The sequence below is a fragment of the Novosphingopyxis iocasae genome (assembly GCF_014334095.1).
In the GTDB taxonomy this organism is placed as follows: domain Bacteria; phylum Pseudomonadota; class Alphaproteobacteria; order Sphingomonadales; family Sphingomonadaceae; genus Novosphingopyxis; species Novosphingopyxis iocasae.
The window spans coordinates 1,686,560-1,699,156 of record NZ_CP060495.1; the positions used below are offsets into that span (position 1 = coordinate 1,686,560).

Genomic DNA, 12,597 nt, shown 5'->3' on the forward strand with positions numbered 1-12,597 from the left:
TTATTCCTCCAGCACCCAAGTGTCCTTGGTGCCGCCTCCCTGACTGGAATTGACCACCAGCGATCCCTCGGTCATCGCCACGCGGGTCAGTCCGCCGGGCGTGATGTCGATGCCTGCCGGCGAAACCAGCGCAAAGGGACGCAAATCGACATGGCGCGGGGCAAGTCCGCTGTCGGCGAAGATCGGCACGGTGGAGAGCGCCAAAGTGGGCTGTGCGATATAACCGTTTGGCTTCGCCTCCAGCTTCTTCCGGAATTCCTCGACCTCATCCTTGGTGGCGGCCGGGCCGACCAGCATGCCGTAGCCGCCCGATCCGTGCACTTCCTTCACGACGAGCTCTGCAAGGTTATCGAGCACATATTGCAGGCTTTCCGCATCGGAACAGCGCCATGTCTCAACGTTCTTCAGGATTGGTGCCTCGCCCGTATAGAAGCGCACGATATCCGGCATATAACTGTAGATCGCCTTGTCGTCGGCGATACCGGTGCCCGGCGCATTGGCGATCGTGATGCCGCCCGACCGATAGACATCGAGAATCCCCGGCACGCCCAGAAGCGATTCCGGATTGAAGTTCAGCGGATCAAGAAAATCGTCGTCGATCCGGCGATAAAGGACGTCCACCGGCTCATATCCGCGCGTCGTGCGCATGGCGATCTTGCCATTCGTAACCCGCAGATCATGGCCTTCGACCAGTTCCACGCCCATCTGATCGGCCAGAAAGCTGTGTTCAAAATAGGCGCTGTTGTGAATGCCGGGCGTCAACACCGCGACGGTCGGCTTGCCCTCGCAACGCGGCGGCGCGCAGGCGGCGAGCGAGCGGCGAAGTGCCTGAGGATAATCGGACACTCGCTGGACCGGGATCTTGGCAAACAGCTCCGGAAACATCTGGAGCATGGATTCGCGGTTTTCCAGCATGTAGCTGACGCCTGAAGGCGTGCGGGCATTGTCTTCCAGCACGAAGAAGTCGTCATCTCCGGTCCGTACGATGTCCGTCCCGACGATGTGAGTATAGATATCGCCTGGCGGGGACACGCCGATCATCTTGGCGAGATAGGCCTCATTATTGGCCACCAATTGCCAAGGCACCTTGCCTGCCCGCAGAATTTCCTGACGGTGATAGATGTCATGGAGGAAAGCGTTGAGGGCACGCACGCGCTGTTCGATACCGCGTGAGAGCTTGCGCCATTCGCGGGCGGACAGAATGCGGGGGATGATATCGAACGGGATCAGCCGCTCTTCGGCTTCCTCGCGTCCGTAAACATTGAAGGTGATGCCTGTTCGCCGGAAGAAATTCTCGGCCTGTTCGGATTTTCGCAAAAGACGCTCTGCATCTTCGGAATCGAACCAGCGGCGATAGTCGCCATAGGGCTCACGCGTGGCGTCGCCATCTCCCAGCATTTCGTCGAACAGTGGCTTTCCCCTTTTTTGGGAGGCATTCGTTTCGCCTCCGTCCTGAAACTATACGTGTGAAGCGGCCGGTCAGTTCCGCCCCCACGCTTGCCTTGCCGCTTGGGCCGTGGGAAAGCGCGCGGCATGAGCGACAAATTCGAACGTCACAAACAACCCTGGACCGCGGACGAACTGCAGACGCTGCACCGGCTGGCGGGCAAGGGCATGGGGCTGAAGGCGATTGCCAAGGCCATGAGCCGCAGCGAGGAATCGACCAAGGCGCGCGCCAAGCAAGACAAGATCAAGATCGCCAAGAAGCGCTGACGGGCGTGGAGCGTTTCGATGCCATCGTGTTGGGCGCGGGCGCGGCGGGGCTGATGGACGCCGCCGTGGCGGGCCAGCGGGGCAAGCGGGTGCTGCTGATCGACCATGCAGACCGGCCGGGCAAAAAAATCCTGATTTCCGGCGGCGGGCGCTGCAATTTCACCAATTTGGGGACCGCGCCGGACCGCTATCTTTCGGCCAATCGCCACTTCGCCAAGTCCGCGCTCGCCCGCTACACTGCGCGCGATTTTCTCGATCTCGTAAAGGCCTATAGCATCGCCTGGCACGAGAAGACCCTGGGCCAGCTGTTCTGCGACGGATCGGCCAAGCAGATCGTCGACATGCTCCTGGAGGAATGCGCGAAAGGCGACGTGGAACTGGCCCTGGGCCAAGCGCCGCAGGACGTTTCCCATTCCGATGGCGCCTTCTCGCTGCGGGTCGGTGACCGCAAATTGAGCGCACCGGCGCTGGTGATCGCCACCGGGGGGCCCTCGATCCCGAAAATGGGCGCGACCGGCTTTGCCTATGATCTCGCCCGCCGCTTCGGCCTCAAGATCGTGGAGCCGCGGCCTGCCTTGGTTCCGCTGACGCTGGGCGGAGAGGATGTGCTGTTCCGCGCGCTCTCCGGTGTCGCCGCGCCGGTGGAGGCACGCGCGAACAAAGCCGCGTTCAGGGAAGCGGCGCTGTTTACGCATCGCGGCCTGTCCGGCCCCGCGATCTTGCAGGTATCCAGCTACTGGCGGCCGGGCGATGCCGTGACGATCGATTTCCTGCCGGACCATTCACCGGACTGGCTGATTACGGCCAAGCGCGAAACGCCCCGCGCGACCGTCAAAGGCGTGCTCGGCGGCGCACTTCCCGCCCGGCTCGCCGAAACGCTAGCCGAACGGCTCGATCTGCCCGGAGAGCTGGCCAACCTGCCCGACCGCAAGTTGGAATCCGCCGCGCGGCAACTGGCCGCCTGGACTTTCGTTCCCAATGGCAGCGAAGGCTTCGCCAAGGCGGAAGTGACCGCGGGGGGCATCGCCACCACGGGGCTTTCCTCCCAAACAATGGAGGCGAAAACGGTGCCCGGCCTATATGCGATCGGCGAAGCCGTGGACGTGACCGGCTGGCTCGGCGGCTATAACTTCCAATGGGCCTGGGCCAGCGGCTGGGCGGCAGGCGTCGCGATCGGGGAGCGGTAAGCTCCAATTCCAAAAACCGTAAGTTCTGAGCCTGTCGAAGGACGTCTATCGGCCGAGCGCCGCGCCTATACGAGAAGCGCCCTTCGGAGTCGGAGACGGCGCATGGCGCCACCGGCTCAGGGCTACGGTGGTTAAGACCACCAAATGCGCCGCGGACTTCCCCCGCCCGCCCCGCCCTGCTAATCGCGCGGCCATGCTCAATCTCAACGCCATTACGGTCCGCCTGGGCGGGCGGCTGATCCTCGACGGAGCCAAGGCTGCCTTGCCGCCGGGCTCGCGCGTCGGCTTAGTGGGCCGCAATGGAGCGGGCAAAACCACGCTGGTGCGCGTCATCGCCGGATCGCTGGAGCCTGACAGCGGCGGTGCGGAAATGCCTAAAGGCACGCGCCTCGGCTATATTGCGCAGGAAGCGCCGGGCGGACAGACCACGCCGTTCGAAGAGGTGTTGGCCGCGGATATCGAACGTGCCGCGCTGATGGCGGAGAGCGAGGGCGAGCTCGACGCCGAACGCCTGGCCGAAGTCCATGAGCGGCTGATCGCCATCGATGCACATTCCGCACCCTCCCGCGCGGCGCGCATTCTGGCCGGCCTCGGTTTCGACGAAGACGCGCAGCACCGCCCGCTCGACAGCTTTTCGGGCGGTTGGCGCATGCGCGTCGCGCTCGCCGCGCTCCTCTTCTCCGCGCCCGATGTGCTGCTGCTCGACGAACCGTCGAACCATCTCGATCTGGAAGCGGTGCTGTGGCTGGAGGACTTTCTCCTCTCCTATCCCGGCACGATCCTACTGGTCAGCCATGAGCGCGATTTTCTGAACAATGTCGTCGACCATATACTGCATCTGGAGCGCGGCGGCCTGACGCTGTACCCCGGCGGCTATGACGCGTTCGAGCGGCAGCGGGCCGAGCGGCAGGCGCAGCTGGCGTCGGCCAAGGCCAAGCAGGAAGCGCAGGCCGACCGGCTGAAGGACTATATCGCCCGCAACAGCGCGCGCGCCTCCACTGCCAAACAGGCCCAGTCGCGCGCCAAGGCGCTGGCGCGGATGCAGCCGATTGCCGAACTGGTGGACGATCCCTCGCTCAGCTTCGACTTCCCCGATCCGGGCGAGCTGCGCCCGCCGCTCATCACGCTGGATCAGGCTGCGGTCGGTTATAATGGCGAGCCGGTGTTGCAGCGCCTGAACTTGCGGATGGATCCGGACGATCGCATCGCGCTGCTCGGTCGCAACGGAAACGGCAAGACCACGCTCGCCCGGCTGCTCGCTGCGCAGCTCGCCCCGCTGGATGGCGAGATGAACGCCAGCGGCAAGATGCGCGTCGGCTATTTCACGCAATATCAGGTGGAGGAACTGGACCGCGACGAAACGCCGCTCACCCATATGACGCGGCTGATGAAGGGCGAAACGCCGTCCAAGGTGCGCGCGCAGCTAGGCCGCTTCGGTTTCGGTCCGGACAAGGCGACTACGCTTGTCGGCAAGCTTTCGGGCGGCGAGCGAGCGCGGCTGGCGCTGGCGCTGATCACCCGCGACGCGCCGCACCTCCTGATCCTCGATGAGCCGACCAACCATCTCGACGTCGATGCGCGCGAGGCACTGATCCAGGCGCTTACCGCCTTTTCGGGCGCGGTGCTGATCGTCAGCCATGATCGGCACATGCTGGAAATGACGGCCGACCGGCTCGTGTTGGTCGATGACGGCACGGCGCGCGAATATGACGGCTCGATCGACGATTACATCGCCTTCGTGTTGGCCAAGGAGCCGGCCTCCGAGGGCAAGAAATCGTCCGAGCCCAAGCTCAGTAAGAAGGAAGCGCGCCAGGCCGCCGCACAACTGCGCGAGCAGAACAAGGGCCTGCGCGATGCGGCGAAGAAGGCGGAAACGCAGCTGGCCAAACTCACCACCGAACGCAGCGCGATCGACCGCGCCATGTTCGATCCTGCGAGCGCGGAGGGCAAGCTGGCAGACCTTACCATGACCGAACTGATGAAACTTCGGGCCGGCGTGGAGGAAAGGATCGAGGAGGCGGAAACCGTCTGGCTGGAGGCAAGCGAGAAGCTGGAGACCATCCTCGCCTGATCCGCATCTCATTGTCTTAAAGGAATTTTAGGTCTGCAAAGGCTAAGCCGTACCAGGGGGATTCGCTCAGGCAGGGAGTCCATCATGATAACCGTCAGCACCGATCCGAGCCGCAAACTCGTCAAGGCGAGCATGCTCGGCTTCCTTTCGCTGTCCGATGTCGCCAGCTTCGCAGAGGACGAACGCGCCGCCGTGGAATCCATAGGTCTCGGGTCGGGCGAATTTTACCTATTGATCGACACATCGGAAGCGAAGATCCAGCCCCAGGAGGTCGTCGCGGCTCTTCAGCATCTGGTGCTGACCGCCACCTATAAGGCCAAGCGGATTGCGGTGGCCCGGCAAGGCTCGCTTACCAAGTTGCAGACCCGGCGAATCCTCAGCGTTCGCGGCCATGCCGCCGTCTTCGAGACGCTGGAGGAGGCCGAGCTGTGGCTTTTCAGCGAGTTCGAGAACGATGAAGGCTTGGTCTCACGCGCCGAGGCCCGCCGCGCCTGAACCACCTCCGCGCCCAGTCGCTTCAGTTCCAGTAAAGGCCGATCGATTTACCTGTTCATCTGATCGGGCGGCGTGCCTATGTCCGGGCTACGCCGCCTACAAGCGATTAGACGAACAGGAATTTCCATGCGCCTTGCCACCTCCGCCGCCCTTCTTCTCATGACCAGCGTCAGCGGCGCTGCTCTAGCGCAGGACGCGCCTGTCGCAGCCGCGACGGCGGCACCGGCCAGCTTCGCCGAAGATGTCTGGACCTATGCCGAGCCGGAGACGGCGCGCGTTTCGCACGTCGATCTCGATCTCGTGACCGATTTCGATAACAAGCGCCTGTACGGCACGGCGGTGCTCGATGTGGTGGCGGAGCCTGGCGCCAAAAGCGTGGTGCTGGACGACAACGGCCTTCAAATCCAATCGATCACCGATATGGACGGCAACGCCCTGCCCTACACCGTGGGCAAATCGGACGATCAGCTCGGCAGCCCGCTGACGGTTGAGCTGAACGGAAACGACAAGATCAAGATCACCTACGCCAGCGCACCCGGCGCCGATGCGCTGCAATGGTTGCCCAAGGAAGCGACCGCAGGCAGACAGAAGCCCTATCTGTTCAGCCAGGGCCAGCCGATCAACAACCGCAGCTGGATCCCTACACAGGACAGCCCCGGCATCCGCCAGACCTGGGACGCGCGCATCACCGTTCCCAAGGGCCTTGTCGCGGTGATGAGCGGCGACAAGCTTACGCCGGACGGCGTGCCCACCGCCGATGGCCGCGTGAGCTACCGGTTCAAGATGGACAATCCGGTGCCGCCCTATCTGATCGCGCTCGCGGTCGGCAATCTCGCCTTCCAGAAGCTCGGTCCGAATAGCGGCGTCTATACCGAGCCCGAGCTGATCGACGCCGCGGCGAGCGAGTTTCAGGACGTCGAGAAGATGATTTCCGCGGCGGAAGACCTCTACGGCCCCTATCGCTGGGGCCGGTACGACATGCTCGTCCTGCCGCCGAGTTTTCCCTATGGCGGAATGGAGAACCCGACGCTCACCTTCCTCACCCCCACCATCATTACCGGAGACCGCTCCAACACCGATGTCGTCGCGCATGAGCTGGCGCATAGCTGGTCGGGCAATCTCGTCACCAATGCCACCTGGTCGGACAGCTGGCTGAACGAAGGCTTCACCACCTATTTCGAAAACCGCATTATGGAGGCGGTGTACGGGCCGGAGCGCGCCGCCATGTACGCCGATCTCGATTATGCGCAGATGCTCAAGGACATCGAGAATGCTGGCGGTATGGATGCACCCGCCACGCGCCTGCACGGTGAGCCGGGGGCAACGGCGGGTCAGCTCGACTACTTCAAAGGATCGACCTTCCTGCGCACCATCGAGAAAGCGGTCGGGCGCGAGCGGTTCGACGAATATCTGCGCGGCTATTTTGACCGCCATGCCTTCCAGCCGCAGACCTCCGCGGGCTTCCTGACCGATCTGCGCACGAACCTGATCAAGGGCGATACGCAGCTGGAAAACCAGCTCCAGCTTGACGAGTGGGCCTATCAGCCGGGCCTGCCCAACAATGCCGTGCATGTCCGATCCAGCACGCTGGCCGAGGTCGACCGGGAACTCGCGGCGTTCAACGCCGGGGGCCCCGCTTCGGCGGTCGACACCGACGGCTGGAGCACGCAGCAATGGCTGCGCTTCCTGCGCGGCGTGCCGAAGCAGCAGACGGCAGCGCGGCTGAAGGAGATGGATAAAGGGCTGAACCTTTCGAACAGCACCAACCCCTATGTCCGTTCGGCGTGGTATGAGATTGCGATCCCGAACCGCTACGAACCCGCGGTGCCTTCGCTGAAGAATTATCTGAACAGCGTCGGGCGCATGCTGCTGATCCGGCCGCTCTATCAGGCGCTGGAAGCCCAGGGCGACTGGGGCCACGCCATTGCCGCCGATGCCTTTGCGCAAGCGAAGCCTGGCTATCACCCGATGGCGCAGGCGATGACCGAGCAAATCCTGGCCGGTCCCTCGCAATAAGCGAAGTATTCGAAAAAGGCGCAGGGCTGGAGCATCGGCGGGGGTCGCCGGTGCTCCGAGCGCCTTTGTTCATGTAACCGGTATCTTAGCTGAATATTTCTTCACGGTTCAGCGGGAGGTCAGACGGGCCGGTCCAGAAGGAAAGCAGGAGGGCGCTACAGGAGTTGCCCATTGCGGCGGAGCGGTCCGCTGCTGCGCCAGAGGAGAAACCCCATGCGCACCCTGTATTTTGGCGCCTTGATGGCCGCCACCATACTCACCCCCGCTGCGGCCGATGCCGCCCAGGCCAACATCCACGCGATTGATCGTTCCGGCATCGCCTTCACCGAAATTTCGGCCTCGGCGGTTGCGCAGCGGGAACGCGGCGAACGTCGCGGCGAGGCTCGGCAGGAGCGCCGCAGCGAACGGCGTGCCGAGCGTCGGCAGGAGGCGCGCCGGGATCGCCGCCAGGATGCCCGCCAGTTTGAGCGGCGCGCCGAGCGACGCCGCGAAGCGCGTCGTGATCGACGGCAGGATGCTCGCCAGGACCAGCGCCGTGCAGAACGCCGCGCGGAGCGGCGCAGGGATTATCGCCGCGAACAGCGGCGCGAGGCCTATCGCGATTATCGCCAGGACAGGCGGGAAGCCTATCGTGACTATCGGCGCGATCGACGCGCGGACTATCGGCGGGACCGGTATAATAATGCCCGTTTTGCCTATAACGGACGCCAGTATAATCGCTGGAACAACAATTGGCGGAATGATCGCCGTTACGACTGGCGCCGCTATCGCCGTGCCAATCGCGGCCTGTTCACCTCGCGCTATTACGCGCCTTATCGGAACTATGGCTATCGCCGCCTCTCGGTCGGGGGGATCCTGGGATCGCTGTTCTATTCGAACCGCTACCGGATCAACGATCCCTACCGCTATCGCCTCCCCCCGGTGTACGGCCCCTATCGCTGGGTCCGCTATTTCGGCGATGCGGTGCTCGTCGACGTCCGGAACGGCCGCACGGTCGACGTGATCTACGACTTCTTCTATTGAGGTCGCCATCACCAGGAAGCCCGGTCCGCCAAGCGCGGCCGGGTTTTTTGCCTCTCAAGACGTCGCTGCGCGCTTCCACCGGATTGCCGGAGCCGCTAGACGCATCCCACATAATCTGACGGAATTTTCATGACCCTGTTCCTCGCCATGCTTCTGCAATCCGCGGCTCCTGTTTCCGTGCTGACCGATATGCAGCAGCGCGATATCGATTGCGTCGCCACCTTCGGGCTGATCGCCTTTCAGCAATCGCAGGATGCTGAAGGCGCGGATCGGCTGCGCGCCATGGCGGAGCCGGGCAAGGTCTATGCGGGTCTCGTTGGCTCGCGCGTTATGGAGGAAACCGGCTTGCCGCGTGAAATCATCGCTGCGGCGATTGCGGAATCCGCGCGCTCGCAGGCCAATGCCGCCATCGCGGACGGCGATGTCATGCGCTTCCTCACCACCCGCTACGAACGCTGCGAGCCACTGCTCGATGCCGAGATCGCAGCGGGTGCGGACGAACCGCTGCCAGAGCCGCAGCGCTGATCCGATGAGCCTGCGCCCCTTCCACCTCGCCTTTCCAGTCCATGATCTTGCCGCCGCGCGCGCCTTTTACGGAGAATTGATGGGCTGCCCCGAGGGGCGGAGCAGCGAGCAGTGGGTCGATTTCGATTTCTACGGACATCAGATCGTCGCGCATTTGGGCGGGGAGCGGCGCGCTGCGCATCATAATCCGGTGGACGGCCATGATGTCCCGGTGCCGCATTTCGGCCTGGTGCTGACCATGCCCGATTGGCAGGCGCTGGCAGAGCGCTTCCACGCCGCCGAAACGCCTTTCATCATCGAGCCGACCATTCGCTTTCAGGGACAGCCCGGCGAACAAGCGACGATGTTCCTGACCGATCCCAGCGGCAACGCGCTGGAGTTCAAGGCGTTCGCCGACGATAGTGCACTGTTCGCAAGCTGAACCGTTACGAAAGCGAAACCGGAAGCGCTTTCATTCATTCTCCCAGCATGGACCGCACCGCCATTTCCGGTGCTCGATGCATGGAGATTGAAGAATGAACCCGACCACCAAGAAAGCGATAATCGGCGGCGGCGCGGCCCTTGCGGCCGGCGCGATCGGCTATGGTCTCTACGCCCGCTCTGAAAAGCAGACCGAGAGCCCCGCATACCGCCCGGTGCGTACCGAGGGTGATTTCGAGCTGCGCCGCTATGCCCCCTATCTGGTCGCCGAAACGGTGGTGACGGGAACGCGCAAGCAGGCCGAGAAGGAAGGCTTCAAGATCCTGTCCGACTATTATTTCGCCAAGTCCCGCGACGGCGAGAAGCTGGACATGACGGTACCTGTTACCGCCTCGATCGAAGGCGATGCCGAACATGATTTCGACAATGAGGGCGGCCGTTGGGCCGTGCGCTTCGTCGTCCCGCGCGGCAAGACCAAGGCCAGCCTGCCTGCCCCGCCGCTTTCCATTGCACTGCGCGAAATGCCGGAGCGGCTCGTCGCCACCGCGCTGGTCAGCGGCGCGCCGAGCGATGCGAAGTGGCAGGAGACGATCCAGCGGCTGGATGCGTGGGTCGCCGAGCGGCGCTGGAACGGCATCGGCAATCATGAGCTTGCCAGCTATAACAGCCCGATGATCGTGCCCCCGATCCGCCGCGACGAGGTTTTCCGCACAATCGAAGAACCGCTCGGTTGATCGCATTGAACGGATCAAATGAAGGGGCGCGCGAACCGGGTTCGCGCGCCTTTTTCAATGCACGATATATTTGACCGCCACGAAGCCCAGTATCGCGAGCGCGCCCAGGACGGTGGTTGCGAGGGCGAAGTGTTTATCAATCCATAGCTTCATCGGCGGGCCGAAAAAGCGCAGCAGTCCAGCCACCAGGAAGAAACGAGCACCGCGCGAGATGATGGCCGCGAACAGCAGGATTTGAAGCGGCATCGCCGTCGCGCCGGCCGCGATGGTAACCACTTTGAACGGTAGAGGCGTAAAGCCTGCCAGCAGCACGATGATCCACCCTTGCGCGTTGAACTGCTGCTTGAAGTGCTCGAACTCCGCGCCGACGCCGTAGAAATCCAGGATTGGCTGGCCGATCTTATCGAACAGGAAAAAGCCGATCGCATAGCCCAGCAGCGAACCGAGCACCGATGCGATGGTGCAGACCAGCGCATACCACCAGCTGCGCTGCGGCTTGGCAAGGCACATCGGTGCCAGCAGCACGTCCGGCGGGATGGGGAAGAAGCTCGATTCGGCAAAAGATATACCGGCCAGCCAGCGCGGCGCGGTGCGATGCCCGGCCTTATCCAGCGTCCATTCGTAGAGGCGTCTCAGCATGAAATACTCGCACCCGCTGCCAAGGCCCGTTCGCCCTGAGCTTGTCGAAGGGCTGTACTGCTTCGCGCGGAAAAGAACAGGGTTTCGACAGGCTCAGCCCGAACGGAGATGGGGGCGATGCGCCGGAGCTAATGCCCCGGCGCGCCCGTCACCTCTTCGCTGAGTTCGGCCGGCGTCTCGCGGCCATGGTCCTTGCCGGCGTTTCGCACGCCGCGGGCCAGCGCGAACACCACCCCAGACAGCGCCAGCAGCGCGATCATGTTCGGGATCACCATTGCCGCATTGGAAATATCACCCAGCCGCCAGATGAAATCGAGCGGGGCGGATGCGCCGATATAGATGAAGATGCACCACAGCACGCGCCAGATCATGTGCAGGCGGCGCTCGCCCCGCTCGTTTGAGCCGGGCAGCTGATCGTAGAGATAGGTGATCGCGCGCTCACCATAATAGCTCCACGTCAGGAGCGTGGTGAACACGAACAGGATCAGCGCAACCGATGCGATCAGCGTGCCGATCGGGATACCTGCGACGTCCAGCGGGAATGCCGCGGCGAAAGCGCCGGATGTCATCCCGAAACCTTCCAGGTTGGAAGCTTGCCAGGCGTGCCTCACCGGCTCGCTCAGGCCGGTGACCGGATCGGTCGCCATGAACGGCCCCTCCACGGTCAGGATCACCAACGCCGTCATGGTGCAGATGACGATGGTATCGATGAACGTGCCGAGCATGGCGAAATTGCCCTGCGCGGCCGGATCGTTGGTCTGCGCCACGGCATGCGCGATCGGGGTGGAACCTTGTCCGGCCTCGTTGGAAAACAGGCCGCGGGCCACACCGGCACGGATCGCCAGCATCAACCCAGCGCCCACGAAACCGCCGCTTGCGGACTGCGCATTGAACGCGCCGCTGAAGATGCGCCCGAAGGTTTCCGGAATGTCAGCGATGTTGAGCAGGATCGCGATGATCGCCATGATGATGTAAGCGCTCGCCATGAACGGCACGACCTTTTCGGCCACCGCGCCGATCGATTTGATGCCGCCGATGATGACCACGAAAACGGCAATCGCGGTGATGATACCGCCGATCCAGTCTTCCAGACCGGTCAGCTCGTTGATGGAATCCGCGACCGAATTGGCCTGAATGCCGTTGCCGGTGACGAGTGCGGAAAACAGGGTGCCGATGCAGAACAGGATCGCCAGCCACTTCCATTTCGGGCCGAGGCCGTAGGTGATGTAGCTCATCGGTCCGCCGCGATATTCGCCGTCGGGCGTGCGTTCGCGAAAGCGCACCGCAAGCGCACCTTCGGCAAAACCCAGCGCCATGCCGATCAGCGCGGTGATCCACATCCAGAAGATCGCGCCAGGCCCGCCCAGCGCGATGGCCGTGGCGACACCGGCCAGATTGCCCGTGCCCACCTGGCCCGATAGCGCGGTGGAAAGCGCCGCGAACGGGCTGATCTCACCAGCTGCGCCCTTGTCCGATTTCACGAAGAGCTTGCGGAAGGCGGGAATGAGGTTGCGGATCGGATAGCCGCGCAGACCGATCATGATCCACAGGCCGCCGCCCAGCAAGATGATCACCATCGGCGGGAAGGGAATCACCTCCGTGCCGTTCCAGGTGCCGCCCCAAATGAAGTCCGATACGTTGATGACCGGATCGGTCCAACGCTCGAACGCCGCGGCCATGCCGCCTCCGCTTGCCATGATATGCTTTCCCTCGGCGGCTATTGCCGCTCCCTTGCCCTCGTTCAGCCAGCAGGCTTAGCAAAGGAAGGCGCGAT

General features: G+C 63.4%; 12 protein-coding genes. 9 read left to right on the forward strand and 3 right to left on the reverse strand.

The window, feature by feature from the left end:
* Complete coding sequence (locus H7X45_RS08055; RefSeq protein WP_187334403.1) at positions 1 to 1,398, reverse strand: circularly permuted type 2 ATP-grasp protein; 1,398 nt, start codon at positions 1,396 to 1,398, stop codon at positions 1 to 3.
* A gap of 135 nt (positions 1,399 to 1,533) precedes the next feature.
* Here H7X45_RS08055 and H7X45_RS08060 point away from each other — a divergent pair, with 135 nt between their 5' ends.
* The 9 genes from H7X45_RS08060 (at position 1,534) to H7X45_RS08100 (ending at position 10,184) form a co-directional block, all read left to right on the forward strand.
* A complete protein-coding gene (locus H7X45_RS08060; RefSeq protein WP_187337055.1) occupies positions 1,534 to 1,713 on the forward strand; it encodes a hypothetical protein in 180 nt (59 codons plus the stop codon).
* 53 nt (positions 1,714 to 1,766) lie between these two features.
* The gene (locus tag H7X45_RS08065; protein ID WP_246449856.1) at positions 1,767 to 2,900 is read left to right on the forward strand and encodes a BaiN/RdsA family NAD(P)/FAD-dependent oxidoreductase; all 1,134 of its coding nucleotides are present in this window, start codon (positions 1,767 to 1,769) and stop codon (positions 2,898 to 2,900) included.
* A 193-nt stretch (positions 2,901 to 3,093) separates the two neighbouring features.
* Positions 3,094 to 4,971, forward strand: coding sequence for an ABC-F family ATP-binding cassette domain-containing protein (locus tag H7X45_RS08070; RefSeq protein WP_187334404.1), 1,878 nt, complete (start codon positions 3,094 to 3,096; stop codon positions 4,969 to 4,971).
* 84 nt (positions 4,972 to 5,055) lie between these two features.
* Positions 5,056 to 5,466: a hypothetical protein gene (locus H7X45_RS08075; protein WP_187334405.1), complete on the forward strand. Its 411-nt coding sequence runs from the start codon at positions 5,056 to 5,058 to the stop codon at positions 5,464 to 5,466.
* Positions 5,467 to 5,592: 126 nt separating this feature from the next.
* The gene (locus H7X45_RS08080) at positions 5,593 to 7,482 is read left to right on the forward strand and encodes a M1 family metallopeptidase (protein WP_187334406.1); all 1,890 of its coding nucleotides are present in this window, start codon (positions 5,593 to 5,595) and stop codon (positions 7,480 to 7,482) included.
* A 213-nt stretch (positions 7,483 to 7,695) separates the two neighbouring features.
* The gene (locus H7X45_RS08085; RefSeq protein WP_187334407.1) at positions 7,696 to 8,505 is read left to right on the forward strand and encodes an RcnB family protein; all 810 of its coding nucleotides are present in this window, start codon (positions 7,696 to 7,698) and stop codon (positions 8,503 to 8,505) included.
* 129 nt (positions 8,506 to 8,634) lie between these two features.
* Positions 8,635 to 9,030 (forward strand): hypothetical protein, encoded by a 396-nt coding sequence (locus tag H7X45_RS08090; RefSeq protein WP_187334408.1) that lies wholly within the window; start codon positions 8,635 to 8,637, stop codon positions 9,028 to 9,030.
* A gap of 4 nt (positions 9,031 to 9,034) precedes the next feature.
* Positions 9,035 to 9,451, forward strand: coding sequence for a VOC family protein (locus H7X45_RS08095; protein WP_187334409.1), 417 nt, complete (start codon positions 9,035 to 9,037; stop codon positions 9,449 to 9,451).
* Between the two features lie 94 nt (positions 9,452 to 9,545).
* A complete protein-coding gene (locus H7X45_RS08100; RefSeq protein ID WP_187334410.1) occupies positions 9,546 to 10,184 on the forward strand; it encodes an SOUL family heme-binding protein in 639 nt (212 codons plus the stop codon).
* 54 nt (positions 10,185 to 10,238) lie between these two features.
* On the opposite strand, the gene H7X45_RS08105 is transcribed toward H7X45_RS08100, so the two are convergent.
* Both H7X45_RS08105 and H7X45_RS08110 read right to left on the reverse strand, forming a co-directional pair.
* Positions 10,239 to 10,823, reverse strand: coding sequence for a YqaA family protein (locus H7X45_RS08105; protein WP_187334411.1), 585 nt, complete (start codon positions 10,821 to 10,823; stop codon positions 10,239 to 10,241).
* Between the two features lie 128 nt (positions 10,824 to 10,951).
* Entirely contained in the window at positions 10,952 to 12,520 is a 1,569-nt protein-coding gene (locus H7X45_RS08110) for an alanine/glycine:cation symporter family protein (RefSeq protein ID WP_232343464.1), read from the reverse strand.
* Positions 12,521 to 12,597: the final 77 nt, after the last annotated feature.